The sequence below is a fragment of the Pseudomonas sp. Irchel s3f10 genome (genome assembly GCF_900187515.1).
GTDB classification, from domain to species: Bacteria; Pseudomonadota; Gammaproteobacteria; order Pseudomonadales; family Pseudomonadaceae; genus Aquipseudomonas; species Aquipseudomonas tensinigenes.
The window spans coordinates 370,064-394,104 of sequence record NZ_FYDZ01000003.1; the positions used below are offsets into that span (position 1 = coordinate 370,064).

The following is a 24,041-nucleotide window of genomic DNA, read 5'->3' on the forward strand; positions in this document are numbered from 1 at the left end:
GAATCGGGGAGCCGCTTCCTGCGGGTTTTTTGAAGGGTAGTCTGGGGAGAGGGCGTTGGTCGGACAGTTTTAAGGGCGAACTTTCACTGGATGTTGCTGAAGGCACTAATCCTCAGGCATAAAAAAACCACCTGTTTGGCGGTCATTTTTGCGGTACTCAGGTTTCACCACCGGCGAGCCAGCCATCGGGCTCCATTTCCTTGCCATAGGTCGCGGCCACTTTCAGAAAATGCCGCTGACTGGCTGAAACTCTGTCCGGCAAACCGAGTGTCTCGGTACCTGTTTTGGAAACCCGTGCCGGTTGGGTTTTCTGCTTCTTCTGCTTCATGGATACCTCACGTCTCGAACGCTCGAATCGAACGCATTCCTGCTGCCAAGGCTTCTAGATACATAGACATAGTTTGTGCTCTGCTTGTATCAGGTCGCAGACAATAGCGAAGGTGAGGATGCTCACTCAATCAGGTGAGGGGAAAGTCATTTAGGACGCTGTTTACTTGAATGAAGGACATTTGAGCTGGCTAGCTCATGGTAGGCGTAGGCACTCCGCAAATAGTTCGGTGCTTTCACATGGAAGTGGCCTCCATGAGGTAAACCTGAATTATGGGTAATGCCCCATAAAAATCGAGACGAAAAAAACCGCCTTGAGAAGGCGGTTTTTTATATGCAGGCTTCGGTGAGGCCAAGGCCTGCGCATCCTTTGCGGACACACTCGTGTTTCCCGAGATTATGCATATTTGACCGGTGGCGCAAGCTTCATTGAAATTTCAGCCAATCAATCGATTAAAAGATTCGAGGACCGACATCGGTTTGCCGGTACATGATAACGACTTGATACAACTTGTTTAAATGCCACGGCCGGACAGCGAATACCATTCGCCGTGACGATGCCCACTCATCGAGTGTTCGCAAAGTGTGGCCGGGAGCGAAAAAAATTCATGTTCCTCGACACGGTTTGAGACCCGTGCCGGTGCTGATCTTGGGGAGCCCACACCCGGCCGCCTTGGCGGACACACTCGTGTGTAGTCCCGAAGGTGTTCGTACGCCGGAAAGTGCATCGGAGGTTTGGCCCCACGCAAGGAGGGCCAAAGTATGTCTAAGTTTCTTAAACATATGTGGCGCCTCGTCAGGATCGCGTTATGGGCTTTTCGCCTGTACGAGATTCTGCGAGACCGTTGGAATAATTCGTTGTAAGGATTGATCTGACGGAAACCGCTCCTGTCTCGGCAGGAGCGGTTTGATTGACCTTTCGACATACATACTTCGAATGTTTGCCAAGAATGGGAAGGTCGTACCGACCTTCAATCGCTAGCAGGCTAGCTCCCACAGGGGATTGCGGTGTTATTCAGCGGGCGGTGTCAGCTTGGCTTCCATCTCGGCGACTTTGGCTTCGAGACTCTCAAGTCGAGCGCGAGTACGCGCCAACACAACCATCTGACTATCAAACTCCTCACGGCTGACCAGATCGAGTTTGCTGAAGGCACTCTGCAGCAGCATCTTGAACTGGCTTTCGATTTCGGCTTTCGGCAGCGGGGTGTCGCCGCTGAACAGGCGGGAGGCGGTGCCGCTCAGGGCGTCGAGGAAGTCTTTGGGCGCGAGCATGGTGGATGTCCTGGAAACAATGGCCGGCAGTGTATCACGCAGTGTCTATAGTCAATCTTGTGGTCAGGGATGCACGCTTTTCGCGCAGGCGGACGGACGGCCACGCACCGTTGTTGTGCGTATCCGCAGGGCCTTTTGCACCGGACGGCTTGCGACAGCGGCCAAGGGATTGAAATCAGGGGACTTTGGCGAGATGGCAAGGTTTCTGCTTAGTCACCTTCGACCCATGCACTGATGCAGTCGCTGTGACGAATGCAGTGCGGCAGACGGAGCGGGGAGTTTCGTCGGCAGCGGTTAGCTGGCGTCAGTCGGGCAGGTACGGCCGACGATGCGTTACAAAGCCAGGCACTGCGCTTAGACTTGAGTCGGGTTTGTTTTCCTGGGGCAAGTCCACCAATTCGGGAGAGAGTTTTCATGAAGCTAGTCACTGCCATCATCAAGCCGTTCAAGTTGGACGACGTGCGCGAGTCGCTGTCCGAAATCGGCGTGCAGGGCATTACCGTTACTGAAGTCAAAGGCTTCGGCCGGCAGAAGGGTCACACCGAGCTGTATCGCGGCGCGGAATATGTGGTCGATTTTCTGCCCAAGGTGAAAATCGACGTGGCCATCGACGACAAGGATCTGGATCGGGTTATCGAGGCGATAACCAAAGCGGCCAACACCGGCAAGATCGGTGACGGCAAGATCTTCGTGGTCAATCTGGAACAGGCGATTCGCATCCGTACCGGCGAAACCGATACCGACGCGATTTAAACGCCGCCACAAACCCCAACGCCCCAGGAGAAAACAATATGACTCTGCGTAAATTCGCAGGGCTAGGAGCCCTGTTGTCCATCGTAATGCCAAGCCTTGCAATGGCGGCAGACGAAGTGGCGGCCCCAGTCCTCAATTCCGGCGACACTGCCTGGATGCTCACCTCGACAGCCCTCGTGCTGTTCATGACCATCCCCGGCCTCGCGCTGTTCTACGGCGGCATGGTTCGCTCGAAAAACATTCTTTCCGTGATGATGCAGTGCTTCGCCATTACCGGTCTGATCAGCATCCTGTGGGTCATTTATGGCTACAGCATTGCGTTCGACACCACCGGCATGGAGCAGGGCGTCGTCAACTTCAACTCGTTCTTCGGCGGCATGGGCAAGGCGTTCCTCGCCGGTGTCACGCCTTCGAGCCTGACCGGCCCTGCGGCGTTGTTCCCTGAAGCGGTGTTCATCACCTTCCAGATGACCTTCGCGATCATCACCCCGGCGCTGATCGTCGGTGCGTTCGCCGAGCGGATGAAGTTCTCCGCGATGCTGATCTTCATGGCTATCTGGTTCACCCTGGTTTATGCACCGATCGCGCACATGGTCTGGTCCGGCAACGGCGGCCTGATGTGGGACTGGGGCGTGCTCGACTTCGCGGGCGGCACCGTGGTGCACATCAACGCTGGTGTGGCCGGTCTGATTGCCTGCCTGGTATTGGGCAAGCGTAAAGGCTTCCCGACCACCCCGATGGCTCCGCACAATCTCGGTTACACCCTGATGGGCGCGGCGATGCTGTGGGTTGGCTGGTTCGGCTTCAACGCCGGTTCCGCTGCAGCGGCCAACGGCACCGCCGGCATGGCGATGCTGGTCACTCAGATCGCTACCGCTGCCGCCGCACTGGGCTGGATGTTTGCCGAGTGGGTCACCCACGGCAAGCCAAGCGCACTGGGCATTGCCTCGGGTGTGGTGGCCGGTCTGGTAGCGATCACTCCGGCTGCTGGCACCGTGGGCCCGATGGGCGCACTGGTAATCGGTCTGGCCGCAGGCGTGGTGTGCTTCTTCTGCGCCACCACCCTGAAACGCAAACTCGGTTATGACGACTCCCTGGACGCGTTCGGCGTGCACGGTATCGGCGGTATCCTCGGCGCGATCCTCACCGGTGTCTTCGCTGCGCCGGCGCTGGGTGGCTTCGGCACCGTCACCGATATCGGTGCGCAAGTGTGGATTCAGGTCAAAGGCGTGGGCTTCACGGTGATCTACACCGCGATCGTCACCTTCATCATCCTCAAGGTCCTCGACGCCGTCATGGGTCTGCGTGTGACCGAGGAAGAAGAGTCGGTTGGCCTCGATCTGGCACAACACAACGAACGCGGCTACAACCTGTAAGTACGCGCATTAAAAAATTTGCCCGGTTCGCCGGGCATTTTTTTGTCCGGAATTTGTCATTCAGAGAGCAGCTGAAAGGATTTTTCGTACTGCTTTGGTCGTGTTTACGACGGGCGTTTTTCTGCGGCCAATGGCTTACATGATTGCAGGAATATTAGGGCCTTTGTTTTTTCCCAGAGCGCGCTAGAATGCGCCCCGAACGTGCGGAGAACTGTATGTGGCAACAGACTCTGATAACCCTGCGGGCGCGGCCCCGGGGCTTTCATCTGGTAACGGACGAGTTACTCGCTGGCCTGCCTGAACTCAGGGAGTGCCGGGTCGGTCTGTTGCATTTGTGGCTGCAGCATACCTCGGCGTCGTTGACCATCAACGAGAACGCCGATCCGGCGGTACGTCGCGACTTCGAACGATTTTTCAATCGTCTGATCCCACAAGGAACAGACGGCTATGAGCATAACGACGAAGGCCTGGACGACCTCCCGGCGCACTTCAAGGCCAGCGTGCTTGGCTGCCAGATCAGTCTGCCGGTTTCGGCAGGTCGTTTGGCACTGGGGACCTGGCAAGGCGTTTATCTGGGCGAGCACCGTGATCACGGCGGTGCTCGAAAAGTCCTCGCCACCTTGCACGGTGAAGGGGCATAAACCGTTGGTCACCAATGGTTACTGATTTTTTAACGGCGACTTTCGACAGTTGCCAAAGCTGGTCTATAACTAATCTGCTTTTCGCAAGTCATGAGGTAGAACATGAGCGACGATGATCTGGAAAACGACGACCTCGAAGTAGGCGACGAAGACGAGGCCGAGGAAGGCTTGGAAGCAGCAGCGGAAGACGTTGCTGACGACGATGGTGGCGACGATACGCCGGCCCCGGCTGCCAAAGGCAAAGCCAAGGCTGCGGTGTCGGTAGACGAGTTGCCGAGCATTGAAGCCAAGAACAAGGAACGCGACGCCCTGGCCAAGGCCATGGAAGAGTTCCTGTCGCGCGGCGGAAAAGTGCAGGAAGTGGAGGCCAATGTGGTCGCCGATCCTCCGAAGAAGCCAGACAACAAGTACGGTAGCCGCCCTATCTGAGGCGTGCCGCTTGCTTGCTGAAAAAGCCCGCCGTCGCTGCGGGCTTTTTCATGCCTGGAACTCCGCACGCGCCACCATCCCCTGTAGGAGTGAGCCTGCTCGCGATAGCGGAATGTCAGTCAACATAGATGTATCTGACATTCCGCTATCGCGAGCAGGCTCACTCCTACAAGGGAACTGTGTCAGTTCGAGGAGGCATTCCAGCGCGCGAGAACGGCTGGCAAATCGCTCAGGCTACGAATCTCGGCATCCGGTAGGCGATCCGCTTCCCAGACCTTACCCGCCGGGTTGAACCAGATCGCCCGCAACCCGGCCTGCTGTGCGCCGGCAATGTCATCGCCCGGATGATCACCGATGTGCACGGCGGTTTCGGCCGTGGCGCCACCGCGCTGCAAGGCTTCGTGGAACAACCGGGCATCCGGTTTGGCGATGCCGATATCTTCCGCGCACAACGCAAACTTGAAGTAGTCCGCCAGACCCAATCGACGCACATCGGCGTTGCCGTTGGTGACCACGCCAAGCGCATAGTGATTGGCGAGAATCTCCAGCACCGGCTCGACTTCAGGGAACACTTCGATCTGATGCCGCGCATGCAGAAACACTTCAAAGCCCTTGTCGGCCAGGTCGGTGGCTTCGCCATGGGCGTAGCCGGCGTCCTCCATCGCATGAAACAACACCCGCCGACGTAGAGCGCTGATCCGATGCTTGAGCCCCGGTTCATTAGCCAATACCCGCTCACGGATCGACCACAAATGTTCGACCGGCACCGCGCCCAGATTCGGCGCATGTTCGCTCAGCCATTCGCGCAATACCGCTTCGGCGCTGACGATTACCGGGGCGGTGTCCCACAGGGTGTCGTCGAGGTCGAAGGTGATCAACTGGATGCTCATGAATCGTCGCCTTTCATGCGTTTGGCCCGTGGATGGGCGCTGTCGTAGACCGCCGCCAGATGCTGGAAGTCCAGATGGGTGTAGATCTGCGTGGTCTTGATATCGGAGTGGCCGAGCAATTCTTGCACCGCGCGCAGATCCTGCGAGGATTCGAGCAGATGGCTGGCGAAGGAATGCCTGAGCATGTGCGGGTGCAGGTTCTGCCCCAGCTCACGTTCGCCGGCCAGTTTGACCCGCACCTGAATCGCTCGCGGGCCAAGGCGTCGGCCTTGCTGGCTGACGAACACGGCATCGTCCGCCGGGTTGGTCATGGCCCGCAACTGCAGCCATTGCTCCAGTGCTTCGCGGGCCTTTTTACCCACCGGTAGCAAACGGGTTTTGCTGCCCTTGCCGAGCACCTGGACCATGCCGTCGGCGAGGTCGAGCTGATCAAGATTAAGCCCGGTCAGCTCTGACAAGCGCAGGCCGGAGGAATAGAACAACTCAAGAATCGCCTGATCACGCCGCGCGAGAAAATCATCCTCGACCGCACCTTCAAGCAGTTGCAGTGCACGATCGGTGTCGAGAGTTTTCGGCAGGCGACGTTCGCCTTTCGGCGGCGCCAATCCGGTCGCCGGATCGTGGTCGCAAAGACCTTCGCGATTCAGATAGTGATAAAGCCCGCGCACCGCCGAAAGCAACCGGGCGAGGCTGCGCGAAGATTGTCCTTGCGCATGCAGGCGAGCGATCAGGCTGCGCAGGCGCTGAATATCCAGTGCCGCCCAGCTGCCGATGTTCTGTTTGACGCACCAGCCAAGGACTTTGTCGAGGTCGCGGCGGTAGGCCGACAGCGTGTGCGGCGACACCTGTCGCTCACTGCGCAGGTGTTCGCAGTAAGCGTCCAGTTGTCGTTCCATGTTCAGCGTACCGAGCGCAGGGAGCTGTTGACCCGTGGCAGCACGCGGCCCATGACTTCGGCGATGTAGCTGAGGAACAGCGTACCGACCGAACTCTTGTAGTGCTGCGGATCACGGCTGGCGATCGCCAGAATCCCATGGATGCCTTGGTGACTGACGGCGACCACGGCGGTGGAGCCGATTTGCTTGCGCTGTTCTTCGCCGAAGAGGAAGTCCAGTTCATGCTCGCGCAGGCTGCCGCTGACGCTTTTGCCTTCGGTGAGCAAGCCGCCGATGGCGACTTGCGCGTCAGCGTGGGTAACCCAGCGACCGACCGGTGCCGGGTTGTCACCGAGCAGGATCAGGCTGACAAAAGGCACCTGAAAATCCTGGCGCAGACTGTCTTCGACGCTGATCACCACGTCTTCCAGGCTAGCGGCGTCCATCAGGGAAAGAATCAGACGGCGGGTCTTGTCGAACAGGCGATCGTTGTCGCGGGCGACGTCCATCAAATGCGAGAGGCGGTGACGCATCTCGATGTTGCGGTCGCGCAGGATAGTCATCTGCCGCTCGACCAGCGAAACGGTGTCACCGCGCTGGTGAGGAATGCGCAGGGCGGGCAGCAGTTCTTCGTGCTCGACGAAGAAGTCCGGATGCGCCTCGAGGTATGCGGCAACCGCTGCCGCCTCGAGGCTCTCGGACGCTGATTCGTCGGACTGTCGGGCGGGTACCTGAGGCTTATCGGTCATGGTTTCTGCTCACTCAAAGACGTACTTGTCCTTCGTATACACGCACTGCCGGACCGGTCATCAGTACCGGTTGGCCAGGGCCTGCCCATTCAATGGACAGACGCCCGCCGGGCAGGTCGATCAATAGCGGCGAATCCATCCACCCCTGGCTGATCGCAGCGACAGCCGCTGCACAGGCACCGGTACCGCAGGCCTGGGTTTCCCCGGCACCACGTTCCCACACGCGCAACTGCGCACGGTTACGGTCGATGACCTGGAGAAAACCGACGTTCACTCGCGCGGGGAAGCGCGGATGGTGTTCGATTTTCGGCCCCAGTTCATGCACTGGCGCGCTGTTGATGTCCTGCACGCGCAATACGGCGTGCGGGTTGCCCATCGACACGGCGGCCAGTTCGACCGTGGTGCCGTCGACTTCCAGCTGATAGCTGCTGGCCTGAGCCGGCGCTTCGAACGGAATGTCCGCCGGCACCAGACGCGGGGCGCCCATGTTCACGCCGATCTGGCCGTCGTTACGCACGTCCAGTTCGATGATGCCGCCCTTGGTCTCGACGCGAATCTGCCGTTTGGCGGTCAGACGCTTGTCGAGCACGAAGCGCGCAAAACAGCGCGCACCGTTGCCGCACTGCTCGACTTCCGAGCCATCGGAATTGAAGATCCGATAACGGAAATCCACGTCCGGGTTGCTCGGCGCCTCGACGATCAGCAACTGGTCGAAACCGATGCCGGTGTGGCGGTCGCCCCATTGCTTGGCGTGCTTTGGCTGAATATGCGCGTGCTGGCTGACCAGGTCGAGAACCATGAAGTCATTGCCCAAGCCGTGCATTTTAGTAAAACGCAGCAGCATGGGTTACTCCGGCAGCAGGCTTTCGCCGGCAAACAGCTCGGCCACGGTTTCGCGGCGGCGCACTTCAAAGACCTGATCACCGTCCACCAGCACCTCGGCGGCACGGCCGCGGGTGTTGTAGTTGGAAGCCATCACGAAACCGTAGGCGCCGGCCGAATGCACCGCCAGCAAGTCGCCTTCTTCCAGCGCAAGCTCACGGTCCTTGGCGAGGAAGTCGCCGGTTTCGCAGATCGGGCCGACGATGTCGTATTTGCGCGCAGCGGTGTCACGCGGTTTGACCGCGGTAACGTCCATCCACGCTTGATACAGCGCCGGGCGAATCAGGTCGTTCATTGCCGCGTCGACGATGGCGAAGTCTTTGTGTTCGGTGTGCTTGAGGTATTCGACCTGGGTCAGTAGCACTCCGGCGTTGGCAACGATGAAACGGCCCGGCTCGAACACCAACGCCAGATCACGACCGTTGAGACGCTCGCGAACCGCTTTGATGTAGTCGGCAGCCAATGGCGGCTCTTCATCGCGATAACGCACGCCCAAACCACCACCGAGATCGATGTGGCGCAGGTGAATGCCGCAATCGCCGAGACGATCAACCAGATCCAGCAAGCGATCGAGGGCATCAAGGAACGGTGGCAGCGTGGTCAGTTGCGAGCCGATGTGGCAATCAACGCCAACCACTTCCAGGTTCGGCAGATGCGCGGCACGCACGTACACGTCTTCGGCGTCGGCAATGGCGATGCCGAACTTGTTCTCTTTGAGACCGGTGGAAATGTACGGGTGGGTGCCGGCATCGACGTCCGGGTTCACGCGCAGCGATACCGGCGCGCGAACGCCCAGCTCGGCGGCAACCACTTGCAGACGCTCGAGCTCGTCGGTGGATTCGACGTTGAAGCAGTGCACGCCGACTTCCAGCGCGCGACGCATGTCGTCACGGGTCTTGCCGACACCGGAGAAGACGATCTTGTCAGCGCTGCCGCCAGCGGCGAGCACGCGTTCCAGCTCACCACGGGAAACGATGTCGAAACCGGCACCGAGACGGGCCAGGACATTCAGCACGCCGAGGTTGGAGTTGGCTTTGACCGCAAAGCAGACCAGGTGCGGCATGCCGGCCAAGGCATCGGCGTAAGCCAGATACTGAGCTTCGATGTGCGCGCGCGAGTAGACATAGGTGGGCGTGCCGAAGCGGTCGGCGATGGCTGACAGCGCCACGCCTTCCGCGAACAGCTCCCCGCCACGGTAGTTAAAAGCGTCCATGGCGATCCCTTAGTAAACGTCGTGCTTGTGTGCTTTCGAAGCAGGCTGCTTTTGCGAAGAATGGGCTTGCTCGGCCGGGTCCTGATCATCATCGGGCAGGTACAGCGGGCCTTTTTGACCGCAGGCCGAAACAAGGCAGGCAACCGCGACGAGCGCAGCAAGGGAAGAGATCAGGCGCTTCATGGCGAAATCCTTGAAAATGCGTTAATTGCGCCGGAGTATACCGGCCACCCGGCGGCTTGCCTATGTGATGGCCCTCCCGTCCGGCGGGGCTTGCCCGTGAGCACTGGTAACCCTGTGGGAGCGAGCCTGCTCGCGATGGCGGTGTGTCAGGCAACAATAATGTTGAATGTGCCGGCCATTCGCGAGCAGGCTCGCTCCCACAGGGTTGGGTGTTCGATGCCCTGACCGGTGCTTGGTCGTTAATCTTTGCAATCGGCCGGCAGCGTCCGTATCTTTCGGCGCTTGTGCCTGATCAGACATTTTTTGAGGTTGCCGCAATGAGTTTGTCCGAAGCCCGTTTTCACGATCTGGTCGATGAAACCCAGGAAAAACTGGAAGACATCTTTGACGAAAGTGATCTGGATATCGATCTGGAGAGCTCGGCCGGTGTGCTTACCGTCAAGTTCGAAAACGGCTCGCAGCTGATCTTCAGCCGCCAGGAGCCGCTGCGTCAGCTGTGGCTGGCGGCGGTGTCCGGTGGTTTCCACTTCGACTACGACGAAGAAAGCGAGCGCTGGATGTGCGACAAGAGCGAAGAGCAATTGGGCGAAATGCTCGAGCGCATCGTCAAGCAGCAGGCCGGCGCTGAATTCGACTTCGAAGGTCTGTGATTCCGTGACTGATACTGCTCCCGCTCGTCCGCCGAAGCCGCTTTACAGCAATGTCAGCGCGGCAGTGCCTTCGCCGTGCAGCGGTGTATGCCGACTGGACGAGCAAAAGGTCTGCCTCGGCTGCTTCCGCCATGTCGAAGACATTCGCGAATGGCGTTCGGCGGACGATCAACGCCGCCGGGTCATCTGCGCCCAAGCCGCAGACCGCCGCAATTCCTCAATGTAGGGGCCGGCCGGGTGGGTGACTTGTATATTTTTTGAGCTGTGATAGTGTCCGAACACGCCTCAACCCATCGAGGCCTGGTGAAAACCCCGTCTTTTTTGGCGGGGTTTTGCTTTTTTTGTGTGCAGAAGAAAGGAGTCTGCCCGGATCATGACCGCACCTTCCATCACCCTTACCCGTCTGGACGTGCAACGTCTGGAACGCCTGATCGATAGCCTGAACGATAAAGACCAGGCTGCGCCGGGCGTGATTGCGCTGCAAACCGAACTGGACCGCGCCGACACCGTGGTCGGCCACGATGAAGTGCCCGCCGATGTCGTGACGATGAATTCCCGTGTGCATTGCCGCGAAGAAGGCAGTGGCAAGGATTACCACCTGACGCTGGTCTATCCGAAGGATGCCAACGCCGATGAAGGCAAGATCTCGATCCTGGCCCCGGTCGGCAGCGCGTTGTTGGGCCTGAAGGTCGGTCAGCACATTGACTGGCCGGCACCCGGTGGCAAGACCCTCAAACTGACCTTGCTTGAAGTCGAATCGCAACCGGCCAACGGTGGCGCTTTTCCCGAGTAACCCGCCTCAGACCTGTTCGAGTGCCTCGTTCAGGGCGCGCTCCAAGTCAGCCTTGTAGCGCAGATACAGATTGCTTGAACTCTGCCCGTCACCGAGCAGGCCTGAAAGGTCGAGGTCGGTGATGTAGCAGCGATAGCGTTCGCTGTCGCGGCGCTGCTCGACGATCTCCCGGGCGACCACGCTGAACAGCTGGTCGCCATGTTCCAGCTCGCTGAATTCCCGTTGATTGCAATACAGAGTGACCTGCACTTCGCCCGGTGCGGCTTTGCCGACGATCGCCTGTACGTCGTAGAACGGCTTGTTCACTGGCGTCTGCGGTGCCGGCCGTGCTTCGACCCGTCGTGCGCGCCCCGGGCCGGAAGGCAATAACTGGTAATACAAAGTTTCAAGGCGGCTATCCGGGCCGGCGTCCATCGGTAGCACGGCTTCGCGGCGGAACAGGATCGATTGCAGGAAACGCTGCAGCGGCACTAACAGACTTTGTTCGTCGTGATAAGGCAAATGTTGCTGCCACAGCGCGTTGTACTCATCCAGCACATACAACTCAGCCTGCTGCTCGGTAATCCGGTAGAACACTTGAATGCATTCCGGCTGACCCATCGGCAGGATCAATGCGAGGTCGTGATCTTCCAGCGCCATTGGGTCGAGGTGCAGCGGACTGTAGCGCGGCTGTTCTTCACCGAGGTAATCGAGCAGTGCCGGCAGGGTGGCGAGGGCGACGTGGTTGACCTGGCCCGGCACCAATTCCAGTACGTGGTAATGCTGCTGCACTTGAATCAGGTAGCGGTGATTCAACTCGCTGAGCAACAGGTTCTGCGCGGTGTCGATGATTTCTTCAACCCGGCGGGCAATGAACTGCGCGCGATTGTGGCAGAAGCAACGCACCTTCAACGACGGCTGCAACGGTCCGCGTGGCAAGTTGTTGAGGTAATCGCGCAGGCAATCGAGCAGGGCATGCGGGCCGTCGAAGCGGCTGACCAGCACTTCGTTCCAGCTGTTGAGCGTGACTTGGTCCAGCGTCAGCACGAGGTTTTCGCGCACCCCGGCGTAACTCAGCGAGTCGGTACGCTCGGTGGTCATCAGGATATTGAGGTCGCGGTGATGTTTTAGCGGGTCAATCCCTACGTTGACCAGAATCAGCACTTCGCTCGGCACCGCGGCGCGCAGCAATGGCTCTTCAGCCACTGTAGGCAGGGGCAGGGCGATGCACTGTTGCAGGCTGCCGAGCAGGTTGAACAGCTCAAACTCGCTCAGGTCGCTGGTGCCGGGATGCAAAGCCAGACGCGTGCTGCTGTCGATCACACCGTTGCGGTGGCACCAGGTCAGCAGCTCCAGTAACTCGCGGCTGCGCTTGATCGGTGCGAAGTGTTCCCACTCCAGTGCGGTCAGGCTGCCGTTATACAAGCCCCACTGGGTTTGTCCCGGTTCCTTTTTGTTACGCGACTGCACCAGGGTCAGGGTGTCTTCGGCCAGATCCGGGGCGATGCCGGGGTTGATGAACTCGACCTTGTCGGCCTTGCGCTCGAAGGCCGCGTAGAGCCGGCGCCCCAGCACATTGAGGTCGCGCTTGTTGATCAGGCTGACGGTCTGCTCGGTGCGGGCGAATTGGGTCAGGAAGCGATAGCTGTAGTTCAGCTCATTGACCAGCGCGCGGCGTTCGGCGCTGACCTGGCGGACTTTCCACTGACTGCGGCTGTCGAGCAGGGTCAGTTGTCGCTGATCCCAATGCCATTCGCTGGCCAGTCGTTCCAGCAACGTGCGTTGCCAGCTCTGGGTGCGGCTGTTGCCGGTGAGCTTGCGGTTGACCTTCAGGTACAGCGCGCGGCGCACCAGTTCCAGCCGCTCCGGCTCGTTGCGCGCGGTGAGGTACTCCTCGATGCGCCGGTACACGACCATGTACGGGTCCAGTTCATCCAGATCCAGTTGGTTGGCGAACACGGCTTTCTTGAAACGCAGGCTCAAGCACTGCACCTGCGGGTGTTCGCTGGCGTAAACCTCGGTCAGCAGCAGTTTGAGTACCGATTTGTACGGTGACTCGATGCCCTTGAACAGCTGCCACAATCCGGCGCCGATGAACTCGCCTGGCGGGACTCTCGCCAGATGGCCAAGGTCGAGGGTTTCGTCGGCGCGGATGAAACGCTTGGACAGCAGGGTGTGGGTGTAGAGGTCGTAGGCGGTTTCTTCGTAAACCGGCACCAGCCACCAGATCGGCGTGCGCCCGGCCAGCCAGATTGCGGTGCGGTAAAACTCGTCGAGTAGCAGATAGTGTTGCGTGGACCCGCAGTTTTCCGAGCTGAGCTGGGTGTCGCGTTCGCCTTTGACGAAGCGCTCCGGGTCGATCAGGAAAAAATGCGCTTCGGCGCCCTGACTCGCCGCCCAGGCTTCCAGCAGCTGACATTTCTTGCTCAGTTCGGCGAGCTCGCTTTCGCTCAGATCCGGCGCGTGGCAGACCCACACGTCCATGTCGCTCTGATCGGCCTGGGCCAGCGTGCCGAGACTGCCCATCAGAAACAGGCCATGAATCGGTCGCGGTGGATTGCTGCCGTGGCGCGGTTTGTAGGAGAACGAACGGGTCAGGCGTTGCGCTTCGGCAAGCGTATTGGTGTCCGGCTCGTAATTCGACAGACCCGCCGGCGTACTGCCCGAGACATAACCCGGCAGCAGCGGATGGTTGACGTGGAAGAACAGCGGCAACAGCGTCAACACGCTCTGTTGGCGCGTCGACAAACCTTCCAGGGCGCGGCCGAGGCGGCCTTCATTGAGTTTGAGAAAACGCGCGCGCAGCTGGCTGAGGACCTTGCGGTCAATGCCTTCGTCCAGGTCGGGGCGGATTTCGTGGGTGCGCGTCATGTCAGCTCAAACCGGCTCGCAGGCTCGGACGTAGAGGGTCTCGGAATGTCAGGCAGTTTAGCCTTAGCGCAGCGGGACTTTTAAGCTGAATTTGTTTTTTGACGGCAGATTTATATCGCGGGAGGCCGGGCAGGCCCGCGGAAATCCCGTGGCAGGAGTTCCCGTGGGCGAAGTCAGGGGGATCAGGCGGTTTCCTGCTCTCTCAGAATGGTCAGCACGGTTTGCACATTTTGTGCAGCGTCGCGACCGAGGCTGGTCAGATAACCGCCATCGGGCTGATCAGTGAGTTCTTTTTCGAAGAGGCGTTTGGCAGCGGCAATGTGTTTCGGGGCAGCGGTCTGATGAATTTTCAAACCTTCCTGGGAACTGTCCAGGTTGAAGAGTGCGAGGACTTCCAGTTCGGCAACCAACTCAGGGGTAAGCGACATAAGGACTCCAGACTTTCTAGGAATTGGACGACAGCGTCCCTAAGGTGAACCCGCTTTTGCGGCATGTCCAGTGCTCAGATCAGGGATTTTGTCTTGAGGCGGATTCCAGTGTAGTCGGGGCTCAGGCGCAGGGCCGATAGATGGGTGACAAATTGTGTGGGAGCGAGCCTGCTCGCGAAAGCGGTGTGTCATTTAGCGTGGTTTTTGCTGATACACGGCATTCGCGAGCAGGCTCGCTCCCACAGGGGGATGTGTTTGGCTTACTGCTTTTCTGGCGGTAATTCCGGCAATGCACGCAACGCCGCTTCGTACCATTCGGTATTGAACGCGCGGTCTTCATCGAGCATCGCGTCAATCTCATAAGCCAGTACATGCGCCATCAGGTTGAGGATTTCTTCACGCTCGGTTCCGACCAGTGTCAGCTTGTTGAAAGTCGCTTTGGCCGCTGGCGGGTTGTCGCTTTCGATCTGGTTCTCGATGGCTTCGATCAACGTAGCCTCGGCGAACTCTTCTTCGTCATTGTCGTTGTCGATGTCTGTCGGCTCGCTCATGGCAGGCTCCTCAAGGAAAGGCGCCAGTTTACCCGCATTCAGCGGCGTGATGCTGCTGGCGCGATTCGCCTGCGCGATCTATAAACAGGCACTGCCCACCCCGCACGGCCTGGAGGCTATTTGATGTTCAAGCTTTACGGATTCTCAGTCAGCAACTACTACAACATGGTCAAACTGGCGCTGCTGGAAAAAGGCCTGCCGTTCGAGGAGGTCACGTTCTACCCGGCGCAGACCCCGGAATCACTGGCCATCAGCCCGCGCGGAAAGGTACCGGTGCTGGGCGTGGACGCCGGTTTCATTAACGAGACCGCGATCATTCTCGAATACGTCGAACAGACCCAGAAAGGCACACCGCTGCTGCCGAGCGATCCGTTCGAGCGCGCACAGGTGCTGGCAATTGCCAAGGAAATCGAGCTGTACATCGAACTGCCGGGACGCGCCTGCTATGGCGAAGCGTTCTTCGGCATGACCCTGCCGGAGGCGATCAAGGAAAAAACCAAAACCGAATTGCTGCTGGGTTTTGCGGCGCTGGGACGACACGGCAAGTTCGCCCCGTACGTGGCGGGCGACAGTCTGAGCATCGCAGATTTGTATTTCCTCTACAGCGTGCCGCTGGCCTGTGCGGTCGGGCAGAAGCTGTTCGGGATTGATTTGCTGGCTGAGATGCCACAGGCGAAGGCGTTGCTGGAGCGGCTTGAACAGAATCCGCATGTGCAGAAGATTGCGGCGGACAAGGGGGCGGCGATGCCGGCGTTTTTGGCGATGATCGCTGCCAAGAAGTGAGGTTTGTAGTGAGTTGAAAGCAGCTATCGCGAGCAGGCTCACTCCTACAGGGGAACGCATTCCAATGTAGGAGTGAGCCTGCTCGCGATGCTTTTGGCTTTTGCTGTTAGCGGCTGGCGATCAGCGCCTGGCCGCGAACCACCGCTGCCTTGACCTGCGCCGGCGCAGTGCCGCCGATATGGTCACGGGCATTCACCGAGCCTTCCAGGGTCAGCACGGCAAACACGTCCTGCTCGATCTGATCGCTGAACTGACGCAGTTCTTCCAGGCTCATCTCGGCCAGATCCTTGCCAGTGTCGACACCGTATTTCACGGCGTGACCAACGATCTCGTGGCAATCACGGAACGGCAGACCACGACGCACCAGATAATCCGCCAGATCGGTTGCGGTGGAGAAACCACGCAGCGCCGCTTCACGCATGATTGCGTGCTTCGGTTTGATCGCCGGGATCATGTCGGCAAAGGCCCGCAGCGAGTCGCGCAGGGTGTCGGCGGCGTCGAACAGCGGCTCTTTGTCTTCCTGATTGTCCTTGTTGTAGGCCAGCGGTTGGCCCTTCATCAAGGTCAGCAAGCCCATCAGTGCGCCGAACACGCGGCCGGTCTTGCCACGCACCAGCTCTGGCACGTCGGGGTTTTTCTTTTGCGGCATGATCGAACTGCCGGTGCAGAAGCGGTCCGGCAGATCGATGAACTGGAATTGCGCGCTGGTCCACAGCACCAGCTCTTCGGAGAAGCGCGACAAGTGCATCATCGCGATGCTCGCGGCCGAGCAGAATTCGATGGCGAAGTCGCGATCGGAAACGTTGTCCAGCGAGTTGCCGCCAACCGCGTCAAAACCCAGCAGTTGCGCGGTGTATTCACGGTCGATCGGGTAGGTGGTGCCAGCCAGCGCGGCGCTGCCCAGTGGCATGCGGTTGGTGCGCTTGCGGCAGTCGACCAGACGCTCGTAGTCGCGGCTGAGCATTTCGAACCAGGCCAGCATGTGGTGACCGAAAGTCACTGGCTGTGCGGTCTGCAAGTGAGTGAAGCCGGGCATGATGCTCGCGGCTTCGCGCTCGGCTTGCTCCAGCAGGCCCTTCTGCAGGCGGGTGATCTCGGCGAGGATCAGGTCGATTTCGTCACGCAGCCACAGGCGGATGTCGGTGGCGACCTGGTCGTTGCGGCTACGCCCGGTGTGCAGCTTTTTGCCGGTGACGCCGATGCGATCGGTCAGGCGTGCTTCGATGTTCATGTGCACGTCTTCGAGGTCGATGCGCCAGTCGAACTGGCCCGCCTCGATTTCGCCCTGAATGGTCTTCAGGCCATCGATGATGCTGTCGCGCTCGGCATCGGTCAGCACGCCGACCTTGGCCAGCATGGTGGCGTGGGCGATCGAGCCCATGATGTCGTGGCGATACAGGCGCTGGTCGAAAGTGACGGAGGCGGTGAAGCGGGCGACGAAGGCGTCGACGGGTTCACTGAAGCGGCCGCCCCAGGACTGATTGGTCTTGTCAGTGCTCATGAATTCGCTCGTATCGGCTTGAAGAAAAAAGGCGTGAAACGCTGGCGCGGATAATAACAGGGTTGCCAATCCTGTCGCTGACACTGGTCGATACGTTTTTTTCTCATTGTGTGCGGCATAGTCGGCGCTGGCCCCGGAGGTTTTGCGCAAGGATATTTTTCGATTGAGCAATATCGGCCCGACGAGCGTCTACAGTAGGACATAAGGGTCGGTGTGACTTGGATCGGGCAAAGGTCTGGCCGCCGACTATAAGAAGAGGGGATGGGTGTAATTGTCCTTCGGCAATCCCCGTGAAAAACGCAGGAAACAGCGGGCTTTGAGCAGTACGACCCGGACACTGGCAAATATTGCTGGCCGACGTACGGCACTTTTTGGCGCTCGGGCTAGTCTTAGCGTGGATCGCGGTGACGGACGTCACTTCACCTGTCTACGCTATCCTTGTGCGAGACTCACGCAGGAATCCAGCGCAATATGAATGTCCTGATCGTTGATGACGAACCACTGGCTCGCGAGCGCCTCAGCCGAATGGTGAGCGAGCTCGAGGGCTACACAGTTCTGGAGCCCAGCGCCACGAATGGCGAAGAGGCGTTGGCACTGATCGACAGCCACAAGCCGGATATCGTGCTACTCGATATCCGTATGCCAGGCCTCGATGGCCTGCAGGTCGCTGCCCGTCTGTGCGAACGCGAAACGCCGCCGGCCGTGGTGTTTTGCACCAGCCCCGATGAATTTGCCGTGGAAGCCCTGCAGGCCAGCGCCGTGGGCTATGTGGTGAAACCCGTGCGAACTGAACATCTGCATGACGCCCTGAAACGGGCTGAACGTCCCAATCGGACGCAACTCTCGGCCCTGACCCGTCCCGCTGCCGAAAGCGGCACCGGCCCGCGCAGCCACATCAGTGCCCGTACCCGCAAAGGCATCGAACTGATCCCGCTGGATCAGGTGGTCTACTTCATCGCCGACCACAAATACGTGACCTTGCGCCACGAGGCCGGTGAAGTATTACTGGACGAGCCGCTCAAGGCCCTCGAAGACGAGTTCGGTGAACGCTTCGTGCGCATCCACCGCAACGCGCTGGTCGCCCGCGATCGTATCGAGCGGCTGCAACGTACGCCGCTGGGGCATTTCCAGTTGTTCCTCAAAGGTCTCAATGGTGATGCGCTGATCGTCAGCCGTCGGCATGTGGCCGGTGTGCGCAAGATGATGCAGGGGCTGTAACCCGGTCATTCCGGGCGGTTCTTCATTCTATTTACCAGGCATTGCCGGCCAGGGAGGCCGTGCCGACTCTGATTCAAGTCAAAGTGGATTTGGCTGAGCTGTTATTATCCGCCGTATCTATTCAGTACGGATTGATCCATGTCCTCTCGCGAAATCCGCATCGCCACCCGTAAAAGTGCGCTGGCCCTCTGGCAGGCCGAATACGTCAAAGCTCGTCTGGAAGCGGCCCATCCGGGTTTGCTGGTGACGCTGGTGCCCATGGTCAGTCGCGGCGACAAGCTGCTTGATTCGCCCCTGTCGAAGATCGGCGGCAAGGGCCTGTTCGTCAAAGAACTGGAAACCGCGCTGCTGGAAAACGAAGCCGATATCGCTGTGCACTCGATGAAAGACGTGCCGATGGACTTCCCTGAAGGCCTTGGCCTGTTCTGCATCTGCGAGCGTGAAGATCCGCGTGATGCTTTCGTCTCCAACACCTATGCCAGCCTGGAGGCGTTGCCTGCCGGCAGCATTGTCGGCACGTCGAGTCTGCGTCGTCAGGCACAGTTGCTGACCCGTCGTCCGGACCTGCAGATCCGCTTCCTGCGTGGCAACGTCAATACACGTCTGGCCAAGCTCGATGCCGGTGAGTACGACGCGATCATCCTCGCGGCGGCCGGTCTGATCCGTCTTGGTTTCGAAGAGCGCATCACCTCGGCGATCAGCGTTGATGACAGCCTGCCGGCCGGTGGCCAAGGTGCGGTCGGCATTGAATGCCGTAGCGCCGACACTGAAATCCACGCCTTGCTCGCGCCGCTGCATCACGCCGATACCTCGTCGCGGGTCACCGCTGAACGTGCCCTCAACAAACATTTGAATGGCGGCTGCCAAGTGCCGATCGCCTGCTATGCGGTGCTCGAAGGCGAGCAGTTGTGGTTGCGTGGTCTGGTCGGTGAACCGAGTGGCGGCAAGCTGCTGAGCGCTGAGGCGCGCGCGCCGCGTACCGATGCCGAAGCATTGGGCGTCAAGGTCGCTGAAGACTTGCTCAGCCAGGGCGCCGACGACATTCTCAAAGCGGTCTACGGCGAGGCAGGTCACGAGTGACTTGCTGGCGCCTGCTGCTGACACGCCCTGCGCAAGACTGTGCGGCGCTGGCCGCGACGTTGGCCGCGCAGGGGATTTTCAGCAGTTGCCTGCCGCTTTTGGAAATTGTCCCGCTGCCAGTCTCTGACAAAATGCGTCAGTCGATGGCGCAGCTGTCCGGTTGCAGCGCAGTGATCGTCGTCAGCAAGCCCGCAGCACGTATTGCGCTGGATCTGCTCGATGGCAGTTCTGCGCTGACGATGCCTTGGTTCAGTGTCGGCGCGGCGACCGCGCAGATTCTGCTGGATCACGGTCTGGACGCGAATTTCCCGGCCACCGGTGATGACAGCGAAGCCTTGCTGCAATTGCCGCGTCTGCGTGAGGCGGTCAGCCAGCCTGGTGCGCGGGTGTTGATCCTGCGCGGGGAGGGCGGGCGCGAGCTACTTGCCGAGCGCCTGCGCGAGCTTGGTGCTAGTGTCGAGTATCTGGAATTGTATCGACGCGACCTGCCAGCCTATGCCCCGGATGAGCTGCCACGGCGGATCGAAGCGGAACGCTTGAACGGGCTGGTGGTCAGCAGTGGACAGGGTTTCGAGCACCTGCGTCAGATGGCCGGCGATGCCTGGCCGACAATCGCGCAATTGCCGTTGTTTGTACCAAGCCCAAGAGTCGCCGAGCAGGCATTTGCCGCCGGGGCTCAAACAGTTGTGGATTGCCGCGGCGCGAGTGCCGCGGCTTTGCTGACGGCGCTACGGGAGCATCCCGTACCCGTTTTCTAATGCAAAGGATGGATACGTGAGCGAAACAGCCTTGCCTAAAGATGATGTGCAGCCTGTGATTGAAACCCAGGTTGAAACTCCACCGCCGGCCATAGAGCCGCGCCGAGGCAATGGACTGGCCATCGTCGCCCTGTTGCTCGGCGCTGCCGGCGTCGCGATCGGTGGCTGGGGTGTCTGGCAGGTCCGTCACCTGCAGACCAATACTCAGCAGCAGTCCGGTGAAGTGCAGGCATTGAACGATCAGGCGCAGAGCCTGAAGCTCAATGAGCAGCGCCTGACCGAGCGCCTCGCGCAGCTGCCGGGGGCCGACGAACTTGCCGAGCGCCAGCGTCTGGTGACGCAACTTCAGGGCGATCAACAGCGCCTTAATCAACGTCTGGAAACGGTTCTCGGCGCCAGCCGCAAGGACTGGCGTCTGGCCGAGGCCGAGCACCTGCTGCGTCTGGCCAGCTTGCGTCTTTCGGCGTTGCAGGACATCAGCAGTGCTCAAGCGCTGGTGCAGGGCGCTGACGAAATTCTTCGTGAGCAAAACGATCCCGGTTCTTTCGCCGCTCGCGAGCAAGTGGCGAAAACCCTGGTGGCGCTGCGCAGCACCGCGCAGCCGGATCGCACCGGACTGTTCCTGCGTCTCGGCGCACTGCGTGATCAAGTCATCGAACTCACCGAGCTGGCGCCGGAGTACAAGGATCGCGGCGAATCACTGCTGGGCCTGACCGCTGACGGTGACGGTGCCAGTCGTTGGGCGCAGTGGTGGGATCAGGTCTCGCGCTACATCCGTATCGATTTCAACGCCGACAAAAATGTGCGGCCGCTGCTGGCCGGGCAGAGCCTGAGTCAGGTGCGCCTGGCGCTGAGCCTGGCACTGGAGCAGGCGCAGTGGGCCGCCCTCAACGGGCAGGCGCCGGTCTACACCCAGTCACTGGCCGAAGCGCGCGATGTGCTCAAGGGCAATTTCAATCCGGACAATCCGCAAAGCAAAGTGATGCTGGAACAGGTCGGTGAGTTGAGCAAGGAACCGGTCACAGTCACGACGCCTGATCTGGCCGGCACCCTCAGTGCCGTGCAAGCCTACCTTGAGCGACGCAACGTCAACGCCGAAGAGTCGGTGAAACCCTTTGCCAAACCTGCGGCCAATACTGCGCAGGAGGCCACGCCATGAAACGCCTGTATGTGATCGTGTTTCTGGTGATCGCGGCGACGGCGGCACTGGGCTTTGCAGTGGCCCAGCATTCCGGCTACGTGCTGATTGCCTACAAGAGCTTCCGTTACGAAGCGAGTCTTTGGGCAACGCTGGCGGTGATCGCGGTGTTGTGGCTGCTGATCTGGGGCATCAAGGCCTTGGTCGAGCTGGTCATGACCTCCACTGGCGTGGTCAATCCCTGGTCGCGACGCAACCGCAGTCGGCGCGTGCAAGTGGCGATCGAGCACGGTCAACTGGATCTGGCCGAAGGTCGCTGGGCCAGCGCGCAGCGTCATCTGTATCGAGCGGCTGAGGCCGAGCGCCAGCCGCTGCTGTACTACCTCGGCGCTGCCCGCGCGGCCAACGAACAAGGCAATTACGAAGAGTGCGATCGTTTGCTGGAGCGCGCACTGGAGCGTCAGCCGCAGGCAGAGTTGGCGATTGCCTTGAGCCATGCGCAGTTGCAGACCGATCGTGGTGATACCGACGGTGCCTTGGTGACCCTGCAAGCGATGCACGATCGGCATCCACACAATGCACAGACGCTGCGTCAGTTGCAGCGCTTGTATCAGCAGCGCGGCGAATGGTCGGCGGTGATTCGTTTGCTGCCGGAATTGCGCAAGGACAAAGTCCTGCCGCGTGCTGAACTGGCCGAACTTGAGCGCCGCGCCTGGGGTGAAAACCTGTCGCTGGCCGCACAGCGTGAAGAGGATGGCAGCGTTGGTTTGCAGTCGCTCACGCGCGCCTGGGAGCAACTCACCTCGGCACAGCGTCAGGAACCGCCGTTGGTGCTGGCGTATGCCGAACAGTTGCGGCAGTTGGGCGCTCAGGTCGAAGCGGAAGAAGTGCTGCGCACTGCCCTCAAGCGCAAGTACGACAGCCATCTGGCCCGCCTCTATGGTCTGGTGCGCGGCAGCGATCCGGCCCGTCAGTTGCAAACCGCCGAAGGCTGGCTGAAGGAACATTCGAACGATCCGAGCTTGCTGTTGACCCTCGGCCGGTTGTGTCTGCAAACCAGCCTTTGGGGTAAAGCGCGGGATTATCTGGAAAGCAGCCTGCGTGTGCAGCGCAATCCGGAGGCCTGTGCAGAGCTGGCGCGCCTGCTTGCACAGTTGGGCGATACCGAACGCAGCAATCAGTTGTTCCAGGAAGGCCTCGGTCTGCTGGACGAACGCCTGCTGGCCGCGCCGTTGCCGGTTCCAGCGCAGGTCTGAAGTGGCGAGGGAGCTCGCTCCCTCGCTTACCTTTTGTGGCTGAAATTTCAACTTCAGCAATCGTCCCAGGCAAAGTCCTACAGCGGGCTACACCATTTCCTCTTGAACCTGTCGGGTTTTCCCTACACCTCTGGTGAACTGTCGGCAGGGCCTCGCCTTGAAAGGCTGACACGCTTTCCTCTACCGTAACCGTCTGTCTCTACTGTTACGGAAAAGCCATGTCGTTGGCCTGCTCACGCTCCTTGTTCTTCATGGCTTTCACTGCGGGGGCCTTTGCTCTGGGAGCTTCCTATTATCTTGAATATGCTGTCGGTCTGACGCCGTGCAGCCTGTGTCTGGTGCAGCGCCTGTTCCTCACGCTGCTGTGTGTGTCCAGTGGCATGGCAGCGGTGCACGGCCCCGGGCGTGTCGGTTTGTGGTTCTACTGGCTGTTGACGCTGGTCGCGAGCCTGGGCGGCACTACGGCTGCCTGGCGACAGGTATTGATACAGAGTGACCCGATGCTGCAACTGCTCAAATGTATCCCGCACCCCGAGACATTGTTCAGTGGTCTGCCCTGGATCTGCGCCTTGCAAAGGATGTTTAGCGGCGGCACCGATTGCGCGGAAATATCCTGGACGCTGTTCGACCTGAGCATCCCGGAGTGGAGCCTGTTGTTCTTTGTCGCGGTATCGATACTGGCGGTATATCAATTGTTACGGCTGGTCTGGAGTGCTCTGCAACGCCCGCTCAGCGGCGAAGCGTCGCACCGGCAGCTGCTGCGGGATTAAACACTTGTATGAACTTTATCTCCTGCGTACCTTGAAGCCATAGGCGTGCGGGCATAATCTGGCCCGCACGTGTCATTGGATTTATGTTGCTCGATGACGCTCTGCCCGGCCGTCCCCCAAGTCAAAATCAAAAGAGGGGCGCGGGTGTAGAGCAGCATGACCCACAAGGGAAGAGAGATCGCCATGCTCGAAAGTTGTCAGAATGCTCAGGAACGCTGGGGTGGAGTTCATCTGCTGATCGACCGCTGGTTGCAGGAGCGTGAAGAGCTGATCGGCGCCTACGACAAGCTCGGCGCACAGCCTGAGTCGCTGTCCGAGAGCCGCAAGCCCTTGCAGGAATTCTGCGGTGTGTTGGTCGATTATGTATCGGCCGGGCACTTCGAAATCTATGAACAGCTGACTGGCGAAGCCAAGGCGTTCAACGACAAGCGCGGTCTGGAGCTCGCCGAGACGATCTATCCGCGCATCGACGTCATCACCGAGAAGCTGCTCGCCTTCAACGATCTGTGCGATGAAGGCAAGTGCGTAGCCGAGAAGTTCAAGGAACTCGGTGGCCTGCTGCACGAGCGCTTCGAACTCGAAGACTGTCTGATTGAAGTGCTGCACACAGCACACAAGGAAGAGGATCCGGTTCAGGCCTGATCTTTTTCCCTGATCGAAAAAAAACGGTGCGCC

Annotated in this window: 27 protein-coding genes and 1 pseudogene; 16 read left to right on the forward strand and 12 right to left on the reverse strand. The window is 59.8% G+C overall.

Annotated features, from left to right (window positions below):
- Nucleotides 1-157: 157 nt before the first annotated feature.
- Entirely contained in the window at nt 158-328 is a 171-nt protein-coding gene (locus CKW17_RS30345; protein WP_176470058.1) for a hypothetical protein, read from the reverse strand.
- Between the two features lie 1,010 nt (nt 329-1,338).
- On the reverse strand, nt 1,339-1,599 hold the full coding sequence (locus CKW17_RS10830; RefSeq protein ID WP_007920416.1) for an accessory factor UbiK family protein: 261 nt from the start codon (nt 1,597-1,599) through the stop codon (nt 1,339-1,341).
- Nucleotides 1,600-2,013: 414 nt separating this feature from the next.
- Between CKW17_RS10830 and glnK the strand changes: the two genes are divergently transcribed.
- The 4 genes from glnK to sutA all read left to right on the forward strand — a co-directional run bounded on the left by glnK (nt 2,014) and on the right by sutA (nt 4,798).
- Nucleotides 2,014-2,352, forward strand: coding sequence for a P-II family nitrogen regulator (gene glnK, locus CKW17_RS10835; RefSeq protein ID WP_002555808.1), 339 nt, complete (start codon nt 2,014-2,016; stop codon nt 2,350-2,352).
- A gap of 38 nt (nt 2,353-2,390) precedes the next feature.
- Nucleotides 2,391-3,728: an ammonium transporter gene (locus CKW17_RS10840; protein WP_038359173.1), complete on the forward strand. Its 1,338-nt coding sequence runs from the start codon at nt 2,391-2,393 to the stop codon at nt 3,726-3,728.
- 215 nt (nt 3,729-3,943) lie between these two features.
- Nucleotides 3,944-4,369, forward strand: coding sequence for a secondary thiamine-phosphate synthase enzyme YjbQ (locus tag CKW17_RS10845; RefSeq protein ID WP_007920418.1), 426 nt, complete (start codon nt 3,944-3,946; stop codon nt 4,367-4,369).
- A 102-nt stretch (nt 4,370-4,471) separates the two neighbouring features.
- Nucleotides 4,472-4,798 carry a transcriptional regulator SutA gene (sutA, locus tag CKW17_RS10850; protein ID WP_007920420.1) on the forward strand — a complete coding sequence of 109 codons (327 nt, stop codon included), beginning with the start codon at nt 4,472-4,474 and terminating at the stop codon, nt 4,796-4,798.
- Nucleotides 4,799-4,980: 182 nt separating this feature from the next.
- Here the strand turns inward: sutA and CKW17_RS10855 are convergent, their stop codons facing one another.
- From CKW17_RS10855 to CKW17_RS10880, 6 genes are read right to left on the reverse strand one after another with little or no spacing between them, the layout of a single operon-like run.
- Nucleotides 4,981-5,688 (reverse strand): HAD family hydrolase, encoded by a 708-nt coding sequence (locus CKW17_RS10855; RefSeq protein WP_095119831.1) that lies wholly within the window; start codon nt 5,686-5,688, stop codon nt 4,981-4,983.
- Nucleotides 5,685-6,584 carry a tyrosine recombinase XerC gene (xerC, locus tag CKW17_RS10860; protein ID WP_095119832.1) on the reverse strand — a complete coding sequence of 300 codons (900 nt, stop codon included), beginning with the start codon at nt 6,582-6,584 and terminating at the stop codon, nt 5,685-5,687. Before xerC ends, CKW17_RS10855 begins: the two co-directional genes overlap by 4 nt.
- Nucleotides 6,585-6,586: 2 nt before the next feature.
- Nucleotides 6,587-7,312, reverse strand: coding sequence for a DUF484 family protein (locus tag CKW17_RS10865; protein ID WP_008084574.1), 726 nt, complete (start codon nt 7,310-7,312; stop codon nt 6,587-6,589).
- 13 nt (nt 7,313-7,325) lie between these two features.
- Entirely contained in the window at nt 7,326-8,156 is an 831-nt protein-coding gene (gene dapF, locus CKW17_RS10870; RefSeq protein ID WP_095119833.1) for a diaminopimelate epimerase, read from the reverse strand.
- A gap of 3 nt (nt 8,157-8,159) precedes the next feature.
- Nucleotides 8,160-9,407: a diaminopimelate decarboxylase gene (gene lysA, locus CKW17_RS10875; protein ID WP_095119834.1), complete on the reverse strand. Its 1,248-nt coding sequence runs from the start codon at nt 9,405-9,407 to the stop codon at nt 8,160-8,162.
- A 9-nt stretch (nt 9,408-9,416) separates the two neighbouring features.
- Nucleotides 9,417-9,590: a lipoprotein gene (locus CKW17_RS10880; protein WP_095119835.1), complete on the reverse strand. Its 174-nt coding sequence runs from the start codon at nt 9,588-9,590 to the stop codon at nt 9,417-9,419.
- A gap of 317 nt (nt 9,591-9,907) precedes the next feature.
- On the opposite strand from CKW17_RS10880, the gene cyaY reads away from it, so the two are divergent.
- From cyaY to rnk, 3 genes are all read left to right on the forward strand, one after another.
- The gene (gene cyaY, locus CKW17_RS10885; protein ID WP_077575013.1) at nt 9,908-10,240 is read left to right on the forward strand and encodes an iron donor protein CyaY; all 333 of its coding nucleotides are present in this window, start codon (nt 9,908-9,910) and stop codon (nt 10,238-10,240) included.
- 4 nt (nt 10,241-10,244) lie between these two features.
- Nucleotides 10,245-10,466: a DUF1289 domain-containing protein gene (locus CKW17_RS10890; RefSeq protein WP_095119836.1), complete on the forward strand. Its 222-nt coding sequence runs from the start codon at nt 10,245-10,247 to the stop codon at nt 10,464-10,466.
- Between the two features lie 147 nt (nt 10,467-10,613).
- The gene (gene rnk / locus CKW17_RS10895; RefSeq protein ID WP_016985881.1) at nt 10,614-11,033 is read left to right on the forward strand and encodes a nucleoside diphosphate kinase regulator; all 420 of its coding nucleotides are present in this window, start codon (nt 10,614-10,616) and stop codon (nt 11,031-11,033) included.
- A 6-nt stretch (nt 11,034-11,039) separates the two neighbouring features.
- On the opposite strand, the gene CKW17_RS10900 is transcribed toward rnk, so the two are convergent.
- From CKW17_RS10900 to CKW17_RS10910, 3 genes are all read right to left on the reverse strand, one after another.
- Nucleotides 11,040-13,883, reverse strand: coding sequence for a class I adenylate cyclase (locus tag CKW17_RS10900; RefSeq protein WP_095119837.1), 2,844 nt, complete (start codon nt 13,881-13,883; stop codon nt 11,040-11,042).
- A gap of 182 nt (nt 13,884-14,065) precedes the next feature.
- Entirely contained in the window at nt 14,066-14,311 is a 246-nt protein-coding gene (locus tag CKW17_RS10905) for a TIGR02647 family protein (protein WP_003229392.1), read from the reverse strand.
- 260 nt (nt 14,312-14,571) lie between these two features.
- Nucleotides 14,572-14,862, reverse strand: a complete 291-nt coding sequence (locus CKW17_RS10910) for a hypothetical protein (RefSeq protein ID WP_095119838.1) — start codon at nt 14,860-14,862, stop codon at nt 14,572-14,574.
- 123 nt (nt 14,863-14,985) lie between these two features.
- Between CKW17_RS10910 and CKW17_RS10915 the strand changes: the two genes are divergently transcribed.
- Entirely contained in the window at nt 14,986-15,645 is a 660-nt protein-coding gene (locus CKW17_RS10915; RefSeq protein WP_095119839.1) for a glutathione S-transferase, read from the forward strand.
- Nucleotides 15,646-15,751: 106 nt separating this feature from the next.
- On the opposite strand, the gene argH is transcribed toward CKW17_RS10915, so the two are convergent.
- Nucleotides 15,752-17,146, reverse strand: a complete 1,395-nt coding sequence (gene argH, locus CKW17_RS10920) for an argininosuccinate lyase (RefSeq protein WP_007911110.1) — start codon at nt 17,144-17,146, stop codon at nt 15,752-15,754.
- A 334-nt stretch (nt 17,147-17,480) separates the two neighbouring features.
- Between argH and CKW17_RS30740 the strand changes: the two are divergent.
- The 8 genes and pseudogenes from CKW17_RS30740 to CKW17_RS10960 all read left to right on the forward strand — a co-directional run.
- A pseudogene (locus tag CKW17_RS30740) lies at nt 17,481-17,621 on the forward strand (sensor histidine kinase); the annotation flags it as partial.
- Nucleotides 17,618-18,364: a LytTR family DNA-binding domain-containing protein gene (locus CKW17_RS10930; protein WP_095119840.1), complete on the forward strand. Its 747-nt coding sequence runs from the start codon at nt 17,618-17,620 to the stop codon at nt 18,362-18,364. The pseudogene CKW17_RS30740 and the gene CKW17_RS10930, both read left to right, overlap by 4 nt.
- A 138-nt stretch (nt 18,365-18,502) precedes the next feature.
- Nucleotides 18,503-19,444, forward strand: coding sequence for a hydroxymethylbilane synthase (gene hemC, locus CKW17_RS10935; protein ID WP_095119841.1), 942 nt, complete (start codon nt 18,503-18,505; stop codon nt 19,442-19,444).
- Entirely contained in the window at nt 19,441-20,202 is a 762-nt protein-coding gene (locus CKW17_RS10940; RefSeq protein WP_095119842.1) for a uroporphyrinogen-III synthase, read from the forward strand. The genes hemC and CKW17_RS10940 overlap by 4 nt, the downstream gene beginning before the upstream one ends.
- Nucleotides 20,203-20,218: 16 nt before the next feature.
- A complete protein-coding gene (locus CKW17_RS10945) occupies nt 20,219-21,361 on the forward strand; it encodes a uroporphyrinogen-III C-methyltransferase (RefSeq protein WP_095119843.1) in 1,143 nt (380 codons plus the stop codon).
- Entirely contained in the window at nt 21,358-22,596 is a 1,239-nt protein-coding gene (locus CKW17_RS10950) for a heme biosynthesis protein HemY (protein ID WP_095119844.1), read from the forward strand. Before CKW17_RS10945 ends, CKW17_RS10950 begins: the two co-directional genes overlap by 4 nt.
- Before the next feature lie 218 nt (nt 22,597-22,814).
- Nucleotides 22,815-23,366 (forward strand): disulfide bond formation protein B, encoded by a 552-nt coding sequence (locus tag CKW17_RS10955; RefSeq protein ID WP_095119845.1) that lies wholly within the window; start codon nt 22,815-22,817, stop codon nt 23,364-23,366.
- Between the two features lie 183 nt (nt 23,367-23,549).
- Nucleotides 23,550-24,008: an Rsd/AlgQ family anti-sigma factor gene (locus CKW17_RS10960; protein ID WP_016985889.1), complete on the forward strand. Its 459-nt coding sequence runs from the start codon at nt 23,550-23,552 to the stop codon at nt 24,006-24,008.
- Nucleotides 24,009-24,041: the final 33 nt, after the last annotated feature.